Below are 19679 nucleotides of genomic sequence, written 5' to 3'. Positions count from 1 at the left end.
GCCTTTTGGGTCGCTTAGCCAAAGAAATGTCTGCCGAGCCCCTAATCAGCGGGGCGAAGAAAGCGGCGTCAACCTGGTGTCCCGATTTTGGATTCTGCACGGCACCGCGATCTGGGAAGTGCGACACGGAGCCGCGCTGGGCGTGCAAGCGCTTGTCGACGGTTGGGCGGGGGCGATGCAAAAGGGGTTCGCGATGCTCTTCACGAGCCCTATCCCGCGTGTGCCTGTCATGAAGTGAAAGCCTTCCGAAGCGCGAATCGAGATTGAGGCTGTCATTGCTCTCGGCTAATCAGTCGGGAAGCTGCTTTTGCAAAGACGGAGGGCCGGAACGATCTCGTCCGATGGTCCGGCAAAAGGTGTTCCTATTAGTACATTCGCGCAGCTAGTAACTTAACCCATGAAGGGGGGACCACGGTTTGACCGTGACACAGTCGCTGACGATACGTCTCAAAAATCCCGAGCTATTTGACGATCTGGCCGGTGTGCCTGATCGCAATGCGGAGCAAGCCACGAGGCGTTTTTCAGTGTTCAATCCCTCAACAGGCGAGCTGTTGGCTGAGCTTCCAGATATGGATGTCCGGGACGTTTCCAGGGCAATCGACAAGGCGGAAGCTGCGCAGGAACATTGGGCGGCCCTCACCGCGCGCGAGCGCTCCGACATGTTATGGGAATGGCACCAACTGATCCTCGACCACAGCGAGGATCTTGCAGCCATTTTGACGGCTGAAATGGGTAAGCCGCTTGCAGAGGCGAAGTCTGAAATCGCCCATGCCGCAGCCTACCTCCAATGGTATGCCGAGGAGGCCAATCGCATCTATGGCGAGACGATTTCGCCGCCTTCTAACGACAGGCGTATGCTGGTAATCAAACAGCCGATCGGTGTTGTCGGCGCCATTACTCCTTGGAATTTTCCCGCCTCGATGGTGGCTCGCAAGATTTCGCCGGCGCTTGCCGCCGGCTGCGCGATTGTTCTGAAACCAGCGGAGCAAACACCGCTTGTCGCGGGTGCTATGTTCACGCTTGCCCGGATGGCAGGTTTTCCCGATGGCGTTCTAAACTTGATCTACGCATCGGAAGGCGATGCGGTTGGGCGTGAACTTTGCTCGAACCCGAAGGTCCGCAAGATCAGCTTCACTGGGTCGACCGAGGTAGGGCGGCTGCTCATGAGGGAGTGTTCGGACCAGATCAAAAGAACCAGCTTCGAACTTGGTGGTAACGCTCCTTTCATTGTTTTTGATGATGCAGACGTCGACGCTGCCGTCGATGGTGCGGTACAGGCAAAGTTTCGGAATGCCGGCCAGACCTGCGTTTCAGCCAATCGGCTTTACGTGCAGTCCAGCGTGTATAATGAATTCTCCGACAAATTCACCAAGCGCGTCAGTGCATTGCGCGTCGGTGACGGTTTCGAGCCAGAAGTTGCGATCGGTCCCCTGATCGATAAGTGCGCGCTTGCAAAGATTGAAGATCATATTCGCGATGCTGTGCGGCAGGGTGGGAAGATCCGTTGCGGTGGCAACCGTATCGGCGAATCGGGAACCTTCTTCGAGCCCACGGTGATCACCGACGTCGAAAGGACAATGCGGGTCGCTCAGGAAGAAACCTTCGGACCGCTGGCTCCCATAATCCGCTTCAACAATCCTGACCAGGTGGTGCGCGAGGCGAATGACACGATTTACGGTCTTGCAGCCTACTTCTACGCTTCCAATCTAAAGCGTGTGTGGCGCGTGGCTGAAGCCCTCGAATACGGAATGGTCGGCATCAATACGGGACGCATGTCCTCCGAGGCCGCACCCTTTGGCGGAATGAAGCAATCAGGGATCGGTCGTGAGGGGTCGCGCCACGGCCTCGAGGATTATCTCGAAATGAAGTACCTGTGCATGGGTGGGCTATAATCCCGCAGCATCCGCGTCCCATTGACTTTGCCCTGACAATCTGCCGCGGCCATCAATGGAATGGTGGCCTTCGATCAAGGCCCAGCGCAAAACCTGCTGTCATCGCCGCCGCCATCCTTGCCTCCGGCCGCATTCACCGCTACCCGATTCACCACGTGCTTGCCATGTACCGCTTCAATCCGCCGGGAGTGGTTTTTCCTGTCTCGGCCGCGATACTGGACCAGATCAACGAGTACAGGGGCGTGCTCGCCACCTGGTCGAGCCGTGCTCGCAATAAGGAATTCGCCGCGCTGACCAATGACGAGGCAGGGCGGATCGAGGCGATCTACGGGCAAACCTTTGGTGGCGGTTGAAGGCGTGATCATCATAAGAATTGATCTTTAGTCCGACGGCACGGCGGTCCCCTTAATCCGCCCATTGTTTCCGGAGCTTGGTTTGTCGCCGACACATGCGCGAGCGTCCCTCGGGTTCGACCGGCCGCCGATGACGGCCGCGAGCCGAATGCGCTTAACAAGATGGCCGATCGCCCGCTCGATTTGACGCATTCACTAGGGGAGTCCCGGCAAGGGGCTGAGATACTGCTGGCTTTCGCGACGCAGTGACCCATTGAGCCTGATTCAGTTCATACTGGCGTAGGGACGGTGCGAGCGCTTTGCGGGGTCCCATGCCCGAAAACCTTGTAAGTGGGCAGGCCGAATTGCCCGCCTCGCGGAAAATCCACAAGCCCGGTGCCATCCACCCGCAGATCAGGGTGCTGGTGCGCTAAATCTCCGTCCATCCGACAGCCGGCGAGCCTTCGGTCACAGTTCTACGATCCGTCCGGCCGAATGGCGGCATCTTCTGAAGCCTTATTTCAGCCCCAGCTTCCTCTTCAGTTCCGCGTTCTCTGTGCGCAGGCGTTCCGCGAGCAGGCTCTTCAATCGCTTGTTTTCTTTCTCGAGGGCGACCAGGTCCTTCAGATCGTCGCCATCGGATGTAGGCGCCGCGGCCTTCTTCCAGTGATAATAGGTCTGTTCCGATATACCGGCCTGCTTTACGGCGCTCTTGAGAGTGGTGCCGCCGCTGATCGACGTCTCGACCTGAGCGAGCTTCTGGGCGCGCTCTTTTCCGGAGTAGACCTTCCGGGCGCTCCGCACGGCCGCTGCTGTTGCTGTTGCTTCCTTGGCCGGGGACGCCGTATTGGCGCCATTCTTGCGACCAGGCTCAGTCTTTGCCTTCGGCGACGGTGGGGTTTTCTTCTTCGTTTCAGGCGTCCTTCCTTTGGGAGCGTGTTCGGTTGCAGTTTCTACTGATTCAGCGTCTAGGGGATTTGCCATGAGATACTCCGCTCGCGGTTTGTGCGCGTGTTCAGCATCAAGGGCTATGACATTAGAGTCAATCAGCCGACGATTTGGCAGATCCATTTCTTTGAGCTCCCTTGTTGTGTCGGCTATAGCTGCGGAGAGATCGACATCGCTCCAGATGGAACGGCCCCGTTTTTGATAATTGCGCTTTTGTTTGACCTGCACAGTGAAAGGTCGGGGCTGCCGCCTCATAGTTTCTTCCTTGTTAGAACGAATTGCACAGGAGGTCGCGGCTGACGATGACTGAACAACTGGCGCCTCCTCTGTTGCGCCGAGCTATATGGATGAGATAGCCCGAGAGCAAGCGGCACTTGCGGTGTGCATTGACAAATGCTCGTTCGAGCCACGTCGCTGGCTGGTCGCAGCTTTGTTTTCATATCGATGCGTTTGCAGAGCTGGAACAGCTGCTCGCGCGTCGCAACACCATCGAGCACGTTTTGAAGGGTGGATCTGAAGGCATGGCGGTTTCTGCTGGGCGCACGCCAACGCCGCGCGGAATATTCTCCGCGATGGCTCGATCAGATGGTTGCGAGCTTGTCAGCGAATCTAACGCGGGGGTGCATGCAACGACACATCATCGACACAGTCGGCTAGTCGGAGCGTCTGATCGACGTGGCCGGCAAGGCGGTCATGCTGTCGTGACGCAAGTGGGCGTCGACGGTCAGGTTTTCACTTAGCGTTTCAATTGAATTCGGAAATGAAAGTCCCCCTAGCTCCAGTTGGATAGGCTTCGCCGTAAGTTATGATCGTGTCGTCCCAGTGAAGGTCGCAATCGTTCCTGATTGCGACCTTCCCTAGCCAGCTCCGGCCAATCATTGCGCGAGGATATGCAATACAGGTCGAGGCGTTGTCGGCGTTTCGGCGGGTAAGATGGGATAGGCGACCTCCGGTACCTTTCCGGTCAGCGAATTAAGGAAGGCAACGAGCAGGTCGACTTCTTTTTCCGTCAATTCTTGGCCGAGCTGGGTAGTCCCCATAATGGCGACGGCCTGTTTCAGATCCCAAACCTTGCCCGAATGAAAGTATGGCGCGGTGAGTGCTACGTTGCGCAACGGCGCCACGCGAAAAACATAGGAATCGTCGGCTTCATGGGTGACGGCAAATCGGCCTTTGTCGTTTTCCGGCAGGACATCGGTGCTGGGCTTTTCAACGAGGCCGAATGGGTAATAGCCCTCCCCACCTACGTTGATACCGCCGTGGCAGGACGAGCAGCCTTTGTCCATGAAAAGCGCCAGGCCCTGTTTCTGTTCGGAAGTCATGGCGGCGTCATCGCCGTTGAGGAAGGCATCGAAGGGCGCCGGCGTGACCAGTGTCGCCTCAAAGGCTTCGATTGCCCTGGCGACGTTTTCGAAGGTGACGCGATCGGCTTCACCCGGGAAAGCTGAATTGAACCACTCGACATATTGCGGCATCGACTTGAGCGTAGCGATGAGTTGACCTGGTGTGTTGGCCATTTCGACAGCGGCTTGGATCGGTGCCTTGGCCTGAGCCTTCAGGTCATCCGCACGACCATCCCAGAACTGCGCGATGTTGAAGACAGCGTTCAGTACCGTCGGCGCGTTACGCGGTCCCTTCTGCCAACCATGGCCGATCGAGCTTTCATGATTATCGTCGCCCCCGGTGGCCAAGTTGTGGCACGAATTGCACGACAAGACGCCTGACGCCGAGACGCGTGGATCGAAGAACATTGCCTTGCCCAGGGCTATCTTCTCCGGTGTGATCGGGTTGTTGGCGACTGTCGGCGTGATGGATGGTAGAGCCTTGAAGGTGGCCCGTGCCGTTTCTCTGAGGTATACGGGGATCGTTTGCGCAGCAAAAGCGATGGCCGGCAACGCGACAGCCACCGTAGTGAATAGGATTTTCACAAGTGATCTCCCTGCGTTTTGCACGGAAGCCATTGTTGATATGCGGTTCGTGAACGCCTTGCGCTACAGGCGGCAATCCTCTTTGCATAGAATTGGTTCTGACGCGGACCTGACATATTGTCTTCCTTCGTTGCCTTGCGCCCGATGTCACCCACAAATGAACGCCAGTCGAAATCTCCTGTCGCCTCTCGAGAGGCATCAAAAGTCGTGCCAACTGAGCAGAAGGAACCTCCGGGGGATTTTCTACTATTATTCAATAAGTTGAACGAATTCGCAGCAAAGCGCAGCCGTACTCCGGTGTCGCGGATCTGACAAACCCAACAGTCTGGCTGAAACAGAGAGATGTTGGTCCCTCAGCGCTTTGTCCGATGGGCACCCGGCCTCCTGCATTGGCCGGAGGGGACCACACGGTATTAACGTTCAAGATGAACGCCGCCGGCAAGCATCCCTGGACAGTCCCCGCTGATACTTTGACGCTAGTCCGCGCGCTGGTGCGCCTAATGCCCGACCTCCAGATCGCGCGGCTCCTCAATCGCGCCAGTAAGCCGACGGCGCGTTGAAGCGGCCGCGCAATCATCGATGTGAGCGTCATGACGGCGCTGCGCACGGTGTCGTCGAGTTGTGGCCACTGGACCAATCCTCGTAAAGCGAGCCAAGGTTCTTGATCTAAACGGCGGCGGCCGCCATATTAGCGTAGCGCCTCTCACACGTTCGAGAGTGATCGCGTTTTTGGATGCCGCCCGCTCGGGCTGTTTGGGCATCCTATTTCAACATCGGCGGCCGCTTGTTTCGAGTTATCGAGTGGCCGATCTCTGCATTTGGAGGCAAAATGACCGCAACGCCTTTCGCGCTGCCCGAGGCAGTGCTTACCGCAATCTCAAACGGAAAACCCGTAATTCAGGCATATCGGGAACATCTTGGCTATTCGACCGAGGACATTGCCGTGACCAGCGGTCTGACAGTCGAGGAGGTCGGGCTGATCGAATCTGGCTATCGTTTCGACAAGGGCTATCGCGATCGGATCGCTCGGGCGCTTGGCTTGGCTGAGAGTGTCTTCGATGAAATCTCGGCCATCCCGAACGCTGCCTGACGTCGGCCTCTGAAGATTACCCGCCGCCTGCCAGGTCGGATCAGAATCCTACGGGTATATCAATACCCTTACGGCGGCGGGGCCGGTGTCAGAATTCTTATTTCTACGGAATCGATTCGCTCTGCGGAAGATCGGCCTCATGGCGGGCGACACGGATGTAACCTTGGCCCGCACGAGAGGCCAGATCTGTGGATAGAGAGAACCGGCTAGCCGCGTTGACGGGTCGCTAGGAAGCCAACAAGACCTTGGGAACAGACCCAAAGGAGGCCAAGCGAAAATACGCAGAGGTTGGCTGCCGAATTTGAGCGCGAGCCGGTTCACACGCCGCTTAGAGAATGGAAACGATCCGGGACGTGGCGCGCCGGCGCCCATTATGAACGAGCATAAGTCGCGGACTATCACCGACCGAGAGGCGCATCACTTTGCCAAAGCCGTCCACGATGAATGGATCACAAAGTTCCGAGAGAATCCGAGCGAACAGCTGCACTGGCACACCGGCCGCTACGAGGGCATGTGGACAAAATATTCCCTACCCGATGGTGGTGCCGAACTACGCGGCGCAACGATCAGCGCTTGCGAAGTCGAGCGGCTTAGACGAAAGGTTTCGGCGAAACCGCCCGAGGCCATCAGGGAAGGTTCGTCACGATGAAAGCGATCCCTTGCCCGTTCTGCACAAGCTGCGAGGTTAGGCCATATGAGACGGACGAGGCGCGCGTTGCAGATCTCGACGTGCTGGTGCTAAGCCCCAAGCCGCCCTCAAGCGAAATGACGACAGATTGGGCCGTGTTCGACACCTGCATCGAGGCGGCCCAGGATAAGCCGCAGATGGCGCTCAAGCTCGTCGTCTTCGACGATGATGATTTTGCTTATGCCAAAGACGCCGCGGCGCGCTACCCACACTTACCCGTCTATCTGCAACCCGGCAATCACACGCCGCCGCGTCCCGGCGACGAAGACGCGTTCATCGACATGGTCGGAGTGATGAAGCGCATGGAATGGCTGGTCGAAAAGGTGACCCGCGACAGGTGGTGGCAGGCGCGTGTACTGCCGCAGCTTCATGTTCTGCTTTGGGGAAACAAACGGGGCGTCTAGCCGAAGGGGAAGGATTTGCCGACGACGAGCAAGACAGACATCTATAGCAATCTCACCCAACTGGGCGGCAGCAGCGTCGTTCCGGAAAGCCCCGAAAACACCGTGCTGGAAAAGGCACCGAATCCGCATGAGGGCTCGCCTTATTGGGGGCGCTTCACCGCTCCTCTGGGGCGTGACTTGCTCTCGATACTAGCATGCTTTTCCGCTGGGTTTGTTTGGTCGCCGATCACCGCTACGGGACGAATGCGCTTGACAAAATAGTGACGGGCCGTTCAATTCGATGCATTCACCAGGGGAGTCCCGGCAAGGGGCTGAGATACTGCTGGCTTTCGCGGCGCAGTGACCCGTTGAACCTGATCCAGTTCATACTGGCGTAGGGACGGTGCAAGCGCTTTGCGGGAGTTTACGCCCGAGGTCCTGTTTCGACAGGTCGACAGAAGCGTCTTTTCATCCTTCCGGCACAGAACTGGGTCTCCAATGCATGAGCAAAGGAGCCTCACGATGAATGCCCTCACCCCCGCCGTGTCGACGGGACCACTGCCCGCCTCGCGGAAAATCCACAAGCCCGGTGCCATCCACCCGCAGATCAGGGTGCCGATGCGCGAAATCTCCGTCCATCCGACAGCTGGGGAGCCGCCTGTCACCGTCTACGATCCATCAGGCCCCTATACCGACCCGACTGTCGAAACCAGCATCGAAAAAGGCCTTACCCGGCTTCGCCGTGAATGGATTGCGGCGCGCGGCGATGTCGAGGCCTATGACGGCCGCCATGTCCGGCCGGAAGACAACGGATTCGTGACTGGCGAGCGGCAGACGCCGGAATTTCCCATTCGCCACCGACCGCTCAGGGCCAAGGCAGGCGAGGCGGTGACACAGCTTGCCTATGCTCGCGCCGGCATCATCACGCCCGAAATGGAGTTCGTCGCCATCCGCGAGAACCTCGGCCGCGAGATCCTGCACGGCAAACTGCAGCGCGACGGCGAGGCCTTCGGCGCCGCAATTCCCGATTTCGTCACACCGGAATTCGTGCGCGAGGAGGTAGCGCGCGGACGCGCGATCATTCCTGCCAACATCAATCATCCCGAGAGCGAGCCGATGATCATCGGTCGCAATTTCCTGGTGAAGATCAATGCCAATATCGGCAATTCGGCGGTCACCTCCTCGATGGCCGAGGAGGTCGAAAAAATGGTCTGGGCGATCCGCTGGGGCGCCGATACGGTGATGGATCTGTCGACCGGCCGCAACATCCACAACATCCGCGACTGGATCGTTCGCAACGCACCGGTGCCGATCGGCACGGTACCGCTCTATCAGGCGCTCGAAAAGGTCGGTGGCATCGCCGAAGACCTGACCTGGGAGGTATACCGCGACACGCTGATCGAACAGGCCGAACAAGGCGTCGACTATTTCACCATCCACGCGGGCGTGCGGCTGCAGTACATCCCGCTGACGGTTGACCGGGTCACGGGTATCGTCTCGCGCGGCGGGTCGATCATGGCCAAATGGTGCCTCCACCATCACCGGGAGAGCTTCCTTTACGAGCATTTCGCGGAAATCTGCGACATCTGCCGAGCCTATGACGTGTCCTTTTCGCTCGGCGACGGGCTTCGTCCGGGCTCGATCGCTGATGCCAACGACGCGGCGCAATTCGCAGAGCTGGAGACGCTCGGCGAGCTGACGAAGATCGCCTGGGCAAAGGACTGCCAGGTGATGATCGAGGGGCCTGGCCACGTGCCGATGCACAAGATCAAGGAGAACATGGACAAGCAACTCGCCGTCTGCGGCGAGGCGCCATTCTATACGCTTGGACCGCTGACGACCGACATCGCGCCGGGCTACGACCACATCACCTCAGGCATCGGCGCCGCGATGATCGGCTGGTTCGGCACCGCCATGCTCTGCTACGTCACACCGAAGGAACATCTCGGCCTTCCCGATCGCAACGACGTCAAGATTGGCGTGATCACCTACAAGATCGCGGCGCATGCCGCCGACCTGGCGAAGGGGCATCCGGCGGCGAAAGTCAGGGATGACGCCCTTTCCCGCGCGCGCTTCGAGTTCCGCTGGGAGGACCAGTTCAACCTGTCGCTCGACCCCGAAACCGCGCGCTCCTTCCACGACCAGACCTTGCCCAAGGAGGCGCACAAGCTGGCGCATTTCTGCTCGATGTGCGGGCCGAAATTCTGCTCGATGCGCATCTCCCATGACATTCGTGCCGAAGCGCAGAAGGAGGGCATGGCGGCGATGGCGGCGAAATACCGCGAGGGCGGCGATCTCTACGTGCCGGCGGACGAGACCAGCGCACCGCTCTTGCCACAGGCGTGTGAGCCATCATGAGGGTCCTGGTCAAAGGGGCCGGCGTCGCCGGCCTCACCGCGGCCTTCGAACTCGCCATCCGCGGCGCGGCGGTGACGGTTGCCGAGACGAGGCTTAGCCTCGGCGGCAATGCGTCGTGGTTCGCCGGCGGCATGCTGGCGCCGTGGTGCGAGCGTGAAAGCGCCGAGCAGCCGGTGTCTGACCTCGGACGCAACGCCGCCGACTGGTGGGATGCGGTAACGCCAGGCCAGGTGACGCGGGCCGGAACACTGATCGTGGCCGCGCCGCGCGATGTGGGCGAACTCGAGCGGTTCGCCAGCCGCACCTCGGGTCATCGGCGTGTCGATGAAAATGCAATCGCGTTGCTGGAGCCCGACCTTGCCGGCCGCTTCCGCAGCGGATTGCTGTCCCCCGACGAAGCGCATCTCGACCCGCGCCGGGCGATAACGGCACTTCATGACAAGCTCGCGGCCATGGGCGTCGAATTCCGCTTCGAAGCAGACGCCCCGACTGTTTCCGGTTTCGATCGCCAGATCGACTGCACGGGAATGGCTGCGGTCGACGACAGGCTACGCGGCGTTCGTGGAGAGATGCTCATCCTGCACATGCCCGATGTCTCGCTGTCACGCCCGGTCCGGCTGCTTCATCCGCGCTTTCCGCTCTACGTGGTGCCGCGCACCGACCACCGTTTCATGATCGGCGCGACGATGATCGAGAGCCAGTCCACAGGACCGGTCACGGCGCGTTCGATGATGGAGCTTTTGGGCGCGGCCTATGCTCTCCATCCGGCATTCGGCGAAGCTGGCATCATTGAGACCGGCGCCGGTGTTCGTCCGGCCTTTCCAGACAACCTGCCGCGTGTCGAGGCCCATGGAAGCACCGTCGTAATCAACGGGCTTTATCGCCATGGCTTTCTTCTCGCGCCCGCCATGGCGCGCCAGGCGGCCGAACTGGTTTTCAATCAAGACGGAACCAAGGAGCTTGCTCATGAAACTGACCGTCAACGGCGAAGCGCTTGAGATTGATGCCCCAACGCTGGCGGCGCTGCTCGCGGCGCTTGACTACGAAGGCGATTGGCTGGCGACGGCCGTCAACAGCGATCTCGTTCACAAAGCCAAGCGGGCGGAGTTCCAGTTGAGCGACGGCGACCGGATCGAAATCCTCTCGCCGATGCAGGGAGGCTAGCATGTTCGAGCTTCTCGGGACGACGCTTCCTTCCCGCCTGCTTCTCGGCACCGCGCAATATCCTTCGCCGGCCATCCTTGCCGATGCGGTCAAGGCATCGGGCACGTCGGTGGTGACCATCTCGCTGCGCCGTGAGATGGCAGGTGGCAGGGCCGGCGAGAAATTCTGGTCGTTGATCCGCTCGCTGGGCGTCAGAATCCTGCCCAACACTGCTGGCTGTCACTCCGTCAAGGAAGCGGTCACCACTGCGAAAATGGCGCGCGACGTCTTCGGTACGAGCTGGATCAAGCTCGAAGTGATCGGCAACCACGACACGCTGCAGCCAGACGTGTTCGGCCTGGTCGAAGCCGCCCGCATCCTGTGCGAGGACGGCTTTGCGGTATTTCCCTACACCACCGACGACCTTGTTGTCGCCGAGCGGCTGCTTGCGGTGGGCTGCAAGGTCTTGATGCCGTGGTGCGCACCGATCGGTTCGGCCCTCGGGCCGATCAACATCATGGCGCTGCGCTCGATGCGCGGACATTTCCCAGGCGTCCCGCTGATTGTGGATGCAGGGCTCGGACGGCCGTCGCACGCGGCGACCGTCATGGAACTCGGCTTTGACGCCGTGCTCCTGAACACGGCGGTCGCCAAGGCGGCCGATCCGGCCGGCATGGCGCGTGCGTTCGGCAAGGCAGTCGATGCCGGTCGGGAAGCTTTTCTTTCCGGTATGCTTCAGCCGCGCGATATGGCGATTCCGTCTACACCGGTTATCGGTATGGCGGTGTTCTCGTGAAGCTCGACCCCTTCTATCTAATCGTCGATTCCAGCGCTTGGATCGAGCGTCTCGTGCCGCTTGGCGTCAAACTGGTCCAATTGCGCAGCAAGGACAAGGACGAGTTTTCGCTACGCCAGGAGATCCGCGCTTCAAAGGCGATTTGCGAACGCCACGATTGCCAGCTCGTCGTCAACGACTACTGGCGCGTTGCGATCGAGGAGGGCTGCAACTTCGTCCATCTCGGCCAGGAAGATCTCGCACGGGCCGATGTGAAGGCGATCCGACGGGCAGGAATCAGACTAGGCCTCAGCAGCCACGACGACGCCGAACTCGAAACCGCCCTTGCGGCTGATCCCGATTATGTAGCGCTCGGCCCCATCTATCCGACCGTGCTCAAGATCATGAAATGGGACCCGCAGGGGCTCGACCGCATCGCTGCCTGGAAGCAGCGTGTCGGCAACCTTCCGCTCGTTGCCATAGGTGGCCTGACCGTCGAGCGCGCGACCGGGGTCTTCGCCCAGGGAGCCCAGAGCGCCGCGGTCGTCACTGACATCGTCGGCAACGCGCGTCCCGAGGTTCGTCTCCTCAAATGGCTAGCGGTGACGGCCCCGTGGCGATGAAGCCGTACGTCCTCATCGTCGCCGGCTCGGATTCGAGCGGCGGGGCTGGTATCGCCCGCGATATAGAAACGGTTTCCGCCTTCGGGCTGCGCAGTTGTCTTGCCGTCACCGCCGTGACAGTCCAGACGCACTCGGCTGTCGAGCACGTCAAGCTTGTGCCGTCGGAGCTTGTCGCCGCTCAGATGCGCGCCGCGTTCGCTGCCAACGCTGTCGCGGCCGTCAAGATAGGCATGATTGGGACATCGGCGGCTGTTGAGGCAGTCGGCGCTGTTTTGGTCAACCGCCAAGTGCCTGTGGTACTCGACCCGATCCTGGCCTCTACCTCGGGACGCAATCTGCTGGCGGACGATGCCATTAATATGCTGCGCCACGATCTGATGCCGATCTGCCGGCTTGTAACGCCTAACCTGGTCGAGCTGGCTGCGTTGACCGGCTCATCACCGGCCGCGGACGAAGAAGGGGCTTGTCGTCAGGCTGAAGAGCTATCTAGGACGGTGAGGACCGCCGTACTCGTCAAGGGCGGCCATGCACAAGGAACCCGTTGCGTCGACGTGCTTTTGCAGCCGAACCAACCTGCAGTTCGGTTCGAGGCGCCCCGCTTGCCGCGTGGGATGCGCGGAACGGGTTGCATGATGGCCAGCGCAGTCGCCGCCTCGCTTGCTCTTGGAGCGTCGCTGGAAGCGAGCGTGCGCCAAGCCAAGCAACATGTTTTCGATGCGCTTGCCGGATCGAAGGACATCGGGCCGAAAAGCTGATCGGGCCGAACGTATCCAACGCTCCGATCAAGTCTGGCAGGCGATCGTGGGTCTACTCCTAGGACATGAAGGCCCTATCCGAGGGGTGAGAATGCGGCATACACGGTCGCTTTCGCCTATGAACAACACGCCGCTTTGAGGAGGAAGCCGCATGCCTCTGTGCCAACCGGTTGATGGGTCATCCGAAACCCGCACCTAGTCGTCGCTAGCGACCGCATGCCGCTTGGCGCGTTGTTGGGTGAGCGAACGTTCGAACCGGGGTTAGCCAACTCGAGCCATAATTGCGGATTGAATCGCCGTTGCGGTATATAGGGAAGCATCTAACGACAGATTCCCAAACGCCGGTTGACAAAGGAGGTAGTTTGCACCTGCCGCTTCCAGCTGATCAAGAAGAGCTTGTCCCGCAGAAGCTGCCGTTCCTACTACGCACAATTCCTTCTCTATTGCTGCATCGAAGGTCAGCGGCAGGTTTGGTGGAGTCGGCATGCCATTGAGATCATAAAGGAATTTAAAGCTCTTGAGCCACCGTTCGTAAGCAGGTGCGGCGAGTGAACGTGCATCTGTTTCAGAACGCCCAATCACGACCATTCGGAGCAATCCAAGAAATGGCGCTTGGTCGTCCGCCTCACTGGTGTGCTCTCGACCGGCGCGGAAGGCATCAGTGATTCTTCGAACGGAAGAGGAAGGTCCCACGCACGCGATGTTCACGCCATTCGCAGCGGCCCAGACTGCCGATTCCGGTCGATTGGTGGCGATCCAAGTCGGCGGATGTGGACGCTGATGAGTTCTTAGCGTCAGCGGAACGCTGTTCAACTCAAAATGGCGACCTTGATAGGATAGCGTGCCGCCCTTCAGCGCATTGATAAGAATTTCGCTGGCTTCCGCATAGTGGTCTGGCGCCGCGTCCGAGCCAATCCCGAAGTAACCCAATTCGATCGGGAGCGAGCCGCGCCCTATCCCAAGTTCGAGCCTGCCACCGCTCAATTGGTCCAGCATACAGATCTCTTCGAACGCACGTAGCGGATGATAGAGGGCAAGCAGCATTACCAACGGGCCGACACGAAGGCGCCGGGTTCGCTGGGCTACGCTCGACAAGAACAGATTCGGTGATGGACCTCTCCCATGTGGGGTACAATGGTGCTCCGCGAGATGATATGCATAGAACCCAAGGTGATCGCACGCCTCCGCTAACATCAGGCGATCTTCGTACTGTCGGGCGATGTCGAGGCCGTCCTCGTCCAGATGATCGAAGATGCCGACAGCTAGGCCTGAAGGAAAGGCCTTATCCATGATATTGTCTCCATTTTTGACGCAACAAGTCCGGCTGCTTGCGTGTTCCAAGCAATTTAAAGATTTCTCGCTTGTGTAATCGCTCGGATTATTGCCTGCGAAATGCTAAAGCAGAGCCTTAGCAACCTAATGCGGGGGTCTTGACATATTCAATATTCTACTAATACGACTAGCGGCACGAAGAAACGCATCCATTTGCTCTTTTGTACCGATGCTGACGCGGATGTAATTTTCCAAACCTTTATCGGGAAAGACGGCAACAAGTATTTTTTGCCTTGCAAAGGCTGATTGCCACCATGAGCCGTCCTGTCCCGTTGGCACGCGGGCAAGCAAGAAGTTTGCGTGGGAAGGGATTACGGAAAATCCAAGTTGCGACAGCGCGAGCGTCACTCGCCGTCGTTCATGCCTGATGTGTCTGTGGTTGTCTGCATAGGCGGCGCGGTGCGCAAGGACGCTGATACCAACCGCATGCCCGACCACATTCATGTTGAAGACGTTCTGGATGTTGCGTAGCCTGCCGATAATTTCAGGGTGACCGAAACCGAAACCGACGCGAATGCCGGCGGCAGCATAGCTTTTCGAAAATGTTCTTAAGACCAGAAGGTTCGAATAGCGATTGATGAGGCGTAGAGCATTCTCGGGTGCAAAGTCGACGTAGGCCTCATCCAGCACGATCAAGCGGTCCGATTTCGCTACCAGGCGTTCGATATCGGCCACTGGAACGAACGTTCCGGTCGGATTGTTCGGATTGGCTAACAGAATGAACTTGGCGTCCTTAGCAGGACCGAAGAGCAATTGCTCCATCGGCAAGGAATGATCTTCGCTAAATTCGATCTCGACAAATTGAGCACCCTGCAACGTTGCAAGTTTGCGGTTGAACGAAAAACCTGGCGACATCATCGCCACGCTATCCCCCGGGGCAAGGAAAGCTCTGTAGACAAGTCCAAGCAGTTCAGACGATCCGTTGCCGGCGATCACCTGATCCACGGAGAGGCCGTAGGCATTGGCGGCTGCTTCCCTCAAGCTGATGTTATCGTCTTCTGGATATAGATACTGCCGTTCGAGAGCTGCAGTCGCACTTTGCATTATGATTGCTGGAAGCGGGAAGGGGTTCTCATTCGTGTTTAGTTTTACCCAAGTTGAATCCGGCGCTGGTCTATCGGATGGCAGAGCATCTAACTGTCTCGCCACTTGCGAAAGAGACGAAAGCACACTCTGAAGTTTTGCATCGGACATGTTTTTCTCCGTTTCAGTCGCAGAGGGAATCCGGGATGAACTGATGGTCTAGAGCACATGGCCGACCAAACGGTGCATTCACACCGCCGTTGTCAGCACATTGACCCCGTGAGGTCGGGCGGGCTGTCCTCCCGGGTCGGATTGGCCCGACGCTCAGGTCCGCATCCACTCGTCATCGGGCCAAGGCTCCGCCAAACCACCAACGCTTGATTTGTCCCTGATATTTGCCTCGGTCGGCCTTTCAAGGACGCTTGATCTGATGCCGTATTTCCTCAGCGTGTATCCAATCTGGCGGCGTCAGTCCAAGCAGGCGCCGCCTTTGCCTGCACCGAGCCATCTCTCCACGGCCGCGATGACACGCTCGCGATTTGACATACTCGTACCTTTAAAGAGGCTGCGCTGGCAGGCGCCAGCGGTGCCTGGTCGCTGACGACGGACGGGACCGTAGCGGCGGCCCAAGGAGCAGCCTCAGTCGGCCGCGTGGCCGGCCTGTCTGGCATCATCGGCAGTTGCAGCACCTTGTTGCCCGGTCCGCTCTTCCACGGCGCCGCGGAAAAACACTGTCCGTGGCAGCAGTCAAAGTCGTTTCTGCCGATTGACGCTCCCGCTGCCAGGAACATGCGATGCAGCTTCACTGTCTGCCCAACCAGATTGGCGATTGTGGTGAGGAGGCGGAGGTCGTAATCGAGGAGGGAACCTGATTTGTTGTCCAGGATGCGGTCGATGGTCGGCGTGCCCACGACGTTCGCATCGACGCGAACGGGTACGCCGATGAACGACACTTTCATGTTGTCGGACGCCCCGAGCACGTCCTTGTCGGCGGCGTTGAAAGCCGGATCCACCGCTTGGTTGCGGATTTTGACTGGTCACGGGCAAGCGCGAAAAACGCCCTGGCCGTAAGTCGGGGCGCCGCGACGTGGTCGAGTGCACAGCGGTGCGATGCCTGGCCATGGGTTTCCTTTCATGAATCGCGACCGTCGACTGACTTCTGCACGCCGCAACCGCACGTTGATTCACGAGACCGGAATGGGGCGGGAGAGTCAATCGAGCTTTCTTTCATTCGCGAAAGGAAACTCCGCGCTCATGATAGAATTCCATCAGTTTCATATACCTCCGGTAGATGATATCGAACGGCAGAATGTCTGCCCCGGCGTCCCCGCGGTGCCGGTGCTGATGGCCCGGGCCATCAGCCTAATCAGCTCCTGGCAAAGCTGGCGCAGGCGTGGCGACCGCCATCGCGACGATGTCATCTACGAGGGCCGACCGCGTGATTTCATTCACAATCGCGACAAGGTCTTGACCTTTGCCCTCCTCGCGGAGCGCCTGATGGCCCCCTGCCCCGCCGACCATACAGAAGCCGACGAGCTCAGGTTGCCGTGCATGAGATCCAGCGTGGTCTCGTATGTGATCTGCCGCTTCTCGAGGTTCACGAGCGTATCGAGCACCTCGAAACTCGGCGCGTTGTCACGGAAATAGGAGCGAAAGCCGATTTCGCGGAGCTCGTGCCCCTGCAGCGGTGGCTGCCGACGAAGACCGCCACCTTGCCGGGCCGTTTTGCGACCTTGGAAAACATCCAAGCGGCTGTCCCCCCGACCTTGCGGTTGTTGAGGCCGATATAGCCTTCGCGCACGCCGGCGGCGAAGTCGAAAAGCGAGAAAACCCGAATGCCTTTCGCCTTGAGCTCCTCGACTGCTGCCTGATCTTCGGGTGGGCCGGCGCCCGCATGGCGATAGCATGGCAGCGTCCGCTAAAGTCCTTGTGCTCGCCGGCACCTTCGGGCAGTTGGGGATAGTCGAGCCCGGTGCTGCCAGCGCTAACTCGTTCAGGCCTTGTTGACCGACAGCGACGTTCGCGAAGATCGAGCCGGGCGCTCCCATCGGCTAAGATGGGCGGCTATGTCGATGAGCGCAAAGACAGCGCACCAGCGACTCATTACTTGCGACCGTCTCAGCATTCAGGAGTTCTGGTCGACCTTCGAGGAGCATCTCGTCGCGGCCGCCGCCCAGAACTCACCATTCCTGTGAGGACCTGGGTCGACGCGACAGCGAGCGATGGGGTCACGGCGTCTTACCTGACCAGGCAAGTCTGGCGATCGTCTGCGTCGCTCGGGGAGGCTAGGACAACCGGCAAGATGATCGCGTCACTCAGTGCCACTGTGAGTCCTAAGGCCTGAGGATCTGGTCGAGTTCGCGCCGGTCGAGCCGCACCGGCTGGCCGCCGTGTATGTCGCCCGTCGTGCTACGAATCACTGTTGTGAGCGTTTCCCCATCCTCCATCCGATCGCTGTAATTGGTCAGTCCTCTTCCCACAGCCAAAGTCGCACTTTCGCGGCCGAACTGCAGACCGCAAGCGAAGCCAACTGCGCTGCGCCGTTTCCGAAACGTCTAGTCACATTTTCGAAGTGCGTGTTGGAATCGGTGATTCCGTGGCACATTATCGCCACCTTTTAGCCGCGACGTTGTCGCAATCTTCCACGAGAAAGCCGGCGTTGCCCTCAGACGGTTCGGTCCGGCATCGGCTCAAACCAGCCCCCCCGCTTAAGGGTCAGTGCCGGATCGAACCACCCTGCATCTCTTCTTGAAGGAAATCAGGTGCGACGCCCGAAAAGCAAACTGCGGGCATTAGAAGCAAGCTGATCATTGATCGATACATGGTCCGCCAAATTGCACAGCGCGCCAAGGACCTGCACAGCAACGATGGTTGAGGCGGCGGCTGCTAGGCGAGACGCATCTCGGGCCGGCAGGGCCATTCCGAGCGCGAGCGCGCGAGATGCTTCGGATCGGAACTGTTGCGCAGCTCACCTCTCGAGGAGATCCGGTCGCAAAGATGCATCACGGATCGCATGTCGTGCTCGACCAGTAGAATGGAAACATTGTCCGCCCTAAGCATCTCGATCTTGTCGGCGACCTCGGCTTTTTCGGTCGCGTTTAAGCCGGCCAGTGCTCGTCCAGCGGCATGATACCAGCTCCAGCCGCCAAAGCTGTCGAGATGCTAAGCATTCGACGGAGCCCGCCAGGAAGATTTCCAGCCGGACTAGCTCGTTGGCTTCGATGTCGATGACGACGACGCCTCCGACGAAAGAGAAATTGGGATTGTAGTGCGCCGGTTCGCTCACCACCGCGTCACTGGCCATCGCCGGCCAGGCAGCGAGCAACGCTGCCGAAAGACTTTCGCATACAATTTCCCGTAGCGATCCCGGTAGCGGCAGCGGTCTGGTTCATTGGCCCGGCCGATCACCGCACCGGCAACGGCGCCGACGGCGCCACCGACAACGGCGCCTTGCACCGGATCATTTGCCACGGCAGCGCCTATGGCCGCGCCGCCCAGGCCGCCGACGGCTGCACCCTTTTCCGTCTGAGAGACGGCGCCCAGCGCCATCAACTACCCTCATAGGAATCATCCGCCATTCGGCTACACGCACGTAACCGTCAGGCGGAAGCGGACGGTCAGAAGTTTCTGGCGCTCACGTCATTTCAACGGCTTGCACCACATTCGCCAACCGGTCGTTGATTTTTCAGATTGGTCAACAGCAACCCATTGCACCAAACGTGGTCCACGCGTCCCCACTCACAGGCTGCCGCGGCATCCGGAAAGAACCCACGTCCGTTAAGGTTGGCACTCGTGTTGCAGAGCAGCGGAATGCCAGTGAGTTGTTCATATTCGATCAGGAGCTCTGCAATCGGGTGATCAGATTTTCTAGAAACTGTCTGTAATCGCGCAGTCCCGTCGAGATGAACGACTGCCGGGATTTTCTCTTTCCACTCCGAACGTGTTCGGTGATCGAACAGCATGTAAGGATCGGGCGTACCAGGCTCGAATATCTCATGTGCACGATCCTCCAAGCATATTGGCGCTACCGGCCGGAAGTGCTCTCGACGTTTTATTTTGTTGAGGTGGTCCTTCATTTGCGGCGAAGTCGCGGCCGCCAGGATGCTTCTGCCCCCCAACGCACGTGGACCAAGCTCTGCACGGCCCGCGAGGAAAACGACAGGCTTGTCGTCGGCGAGCACGCTGGCAAGTTCTGTAAAGCTGCATGGAGCAGCCTGCCATCCCAGCGGCACGGGGCCATGATTCATGTTTGGTCCGCTGTAGACTGACCAGTCTAGGTGAACGAAGCCCTTATCGGCAGCTAGCGCGCAGCAAGCGGCACCGATCGCCGACGATCGTGTCCCAGGGAGTGGTGTAGCTGACGGCTTGGTCGCCGCGCTCTCCGGCAAGGGCCGGGCTGATCAGCGTGC

At 59.4% G+C, this 19679-nt stretch carries 16 protein-coding genes, 4 pseudogenes and 2 riboswitches; of the genes and pseudogenes, 12 read left to right on the top strand and 8 right to left on the bottom strand.

Annotated elements, in window-relative coordinates; all coding sequences use genetic code 11:
* Positions 1-416 precede the first annotated feature (416 nt).
* On the top strand, positions 417-1892 hold the full coding sequence (locus AC0L14_RS30780) for an NAD-dependent succinate-semialdehyde dehydrogenase (protein ID WP_473751745.1): 1476 nt from the start codon (positions 417-419) through the stop codon (positions 1890-1892).
* 164 nt (positions 1893-2056) lie between these two features.
* A complete protein-coding gene (locus AC0L14_RS30775) occupies positions 2057-2245 on the top strand; it encodes a hypothetical protein (RefSeq protein ID WP_473751744.1) in 189 nt (62 codons plus the stop codon).
* Between the two features lie 187 nt (positions 2246-2432).
* Positions 2433-2549, top strand: a riboswitch (TPP riboswitch).
* A gap of 191 nt (positions 2550-2740) precedes the next feature.
* Here AC0L14_RS30775 and AC0L14_RS30770 read toward each other — a convergent pair.
* Entirely contained in the window at positions 2741-3427 is a 687-nt protein-coding gene (locus AC0L14_RS30770; RefSeq protein WP_473751743.1) for a transposase, read from the bottom strand.
* Positions 3428-4047: 620 nt separating this feature from the next.
* Complete coding sequence (locus tag AC0L14_RS30765) at positions 4048-5133, bottom strand: cytochrome-c peroxidase (RefSeq protein WP_473751742.1); 1086 nt, start codon at positions 5131-5133, stop codon at positions 4048-4050.
* 796 nt (positions 5134-5929) lie between these two features.
* Here AC0L14_RS30765 and AC0L14_RS30760 point away from each other — a divergent pair.
* The 9 genes and pseudogenes from AC0L14_RS30760 (at position 5930) to AC0L14_RS30720 (ending at position 12915) form a co-directional block, all read left to right on the top strand.
* Positions 5930-6190: a transcriptional regulator gene (locus AC0L14_RS30760; RefSeq protein ID WP_473751741.1), complete on the top strand. Its 261-nt coding sequence runs from the start codon at positions 5930-5932 to the stop codon at positions 6188-6190.
* Between the two features lie 373 nt (positions 6191-6563).
* Positions 6564-6839 (top strand): hypothetical protein, encoded by a 276-nt coding sequence (locus AC0L14_RS30755; protein ID WP_473751739.1) that lies wholly within the window; start codon positions 6564-6566, stop codon positions 6837-6839.
* Positions 6840-6907: 68 nt separating this feature from the next.
* Positions 6908-7282: pseudogene (locus AC0L14_RS30750) on the top strand (7-carboxy-7-deazaguanine synthase QueE); the annotation flags it as partial.
* A 281-nt stretch (positions 7283-7563) separates the two neighbouring features.
* Positions 7564-7680, top strand: a riboswitch (TPP riboswitch).
* Positions 7681-7783: 103 nt separating this feature from the next.
* On the top strand, positions 7784-9619 hold the full coding sequence (gene thiC / locus AC0L14_RS30745) for a phosphomethylpyrimidine synthase ThiC (protein ID WP_473751738.1): 1836 nt from the start codon (positions 7784-7786) through the stop codon (positions 9617-9619).
* On the top strand, positions 9616-10617 hold the full coding sequence (thiO, locus tag AC0L14_RS30740; protein WP_473751737.1) for a glycine oxidase ThiO: 1002 nt from the start codon (positions 9616-9618) through the stop codon (positions 10615-10617). The genes thiC and thiO overlap by 4 nt, the downstream gene beginning before the upstream one ends.
* The gene (gene thiS, locus AC0L14_RS30735; protein WP_292450026.1) at positions 10586-10783 is read left to right on the top strand and encodes a sulfur carrier protein ThiS; all 198 of its coding nucleotides are present in this window, start codon (positions 10586-10588) and stop codon (positions 10781-10783) included. The genes thiO and thiS overlap by 32 nt, the downstream gene beginning before the upstream one ends.
* 1 nt (position 10784) lies before the next feature.
* Positions 10785-11558, top strand: a complete 774-nt coding sequence (locus tag AC0L14_RS30730; protein ID WP_473751736.1) for a thiazole synthase — start codon at positions 10785-10787, stop codon at positions 11556-11558.
* Positions 11555-12160 carry a thiamine phosphate synthase gene (locus tag AC0L14_RS30725; protein WP_473751735.1) on the top strand — a complete coding sequence of 202 codons (606 nt, stop codon included), beginning with the start codon at positions 11555-11557 and terminating at the stop codon, positions 12158-12160. The genes AC0L14_RS30730 and AC0L14_RS30725 overlap by 4 nt, the downstream gene beginning before the upstream one ends.
* Positions 12157-12915 carry a hydroxymethylpyrimidine/phosphomethylpyrimidine kinase gene (locus tag AC0L14_RS30720; protein ID WP_473751771.1) on the top strand — a complete coding sequence of 253 codons (759 nt, stop codon included), beginning with the start codon at positions 12157-12159 and terminating at the stop codon, positions 12913-12915. The genes AC0L14_RS30725 and AC0L14_RS30720 overlap by 4 nt, the downstream gene beginning before the upstream one ends.
* Before the next feature lie 261 nt (positions 12916-13176).
* Here AC0L14_RS30720 and AC0L14_RS30715 read toward each other — a convergent pair whose 3' ends face one another.
* The 4 genes and pseudogenes from AC0L14_RS30715 to AC0L14_RS30700 form a co-directional block, all read right to left on the bottom strand.
* Complete coding sequence (locus AC0L14_RS30715; protein ID WP_473751734.1) at positions 13177-14205, bottom strand: LLM class flavin-dependent oxidoreductase; 1029 nt, start codon at positions 14203-14205, stop codon at positions 13177-13179.
* Positions 14206-14331: 126 nt separating this feature from the next.
* Positions 14332-15441, bottom strand: a complete 1110-nt coding sequence (gene hisC / locus AC0L14_RS30710; protein ID WP_473751733.1) for a histidinol-phosphate transaminase — start codon at positions 15439-15441, stop codon at positions 14332-14334.
* A gap of 614 nt (positions 15442-16055) precedes the next feature.
* Positions 16056-16298: pseudogene (locus AC0L14_RS30705) on the bottom strand (GAF domain-containing protein); the annotation flags it as partial.
* A 246-nt stretch (positions 16299-16544) separates the two neighbouring features.
* Positions 16545-17199, bottom strand: a pseudogene (locus AC0L14_RS30700) (substrate-binding domain-containing protein); the annotation flags it as partial.
* Positions 17200-17342: 143 nt separating this feature from the next.
* On the opposite strand from AC0L14_RS30700, the gene AC0L14_RS30695 reads away from it, so the two are divergent.
* The gene (locus AC0L14_RS30695) at positions 17343-17465 is read left to right on the top strand and encodes a hypothetical protein (RefSeq protein ID WP_473751732.1); all 123 of its coding nucleotides are present in this window, start codon (positions 17343-17345) and stop codon (positions 17463-17465) included.
* Positions 17466-18552: 1087 nt separating this feature from the next.
* On the opposite strand, the gene AC0L14_RS30690 is transcribed toward AC0L14_RS30695, so the two are convergent.
* The gene (locus tag AC0L14_RS30690) at positions 18553-18819 is read right to left on the bottom strand and encodes a glycine zipper domain-containing protein (protein WP_473751731.1); all 267 of its coding nucleotides are present in this window, start codon (positions 18817-18819) and stop codon (positions 18553-18555) included.
* A gap of 95 nt (positions 18820-18914) precedes the next feature.
* A pseudogene (locus tag AC0L14_RS30685) lies at positions 18915-19622 on the bottom strand (carbamoyltransferase C-terminal domain-containing protein); the annotation flags it as partial.
* Between the last annotated feature and the right edge of the window lie 57 nt (positions 19623-19679).

It is taken from the genome of Mesorhizobium sp. WSM4841 (assembly GCF_055811515.1).
Note: the sequence above shows the minus strand (reverse complement) of the source record. Positions and strands in the feature narration are given on the sequence as shown.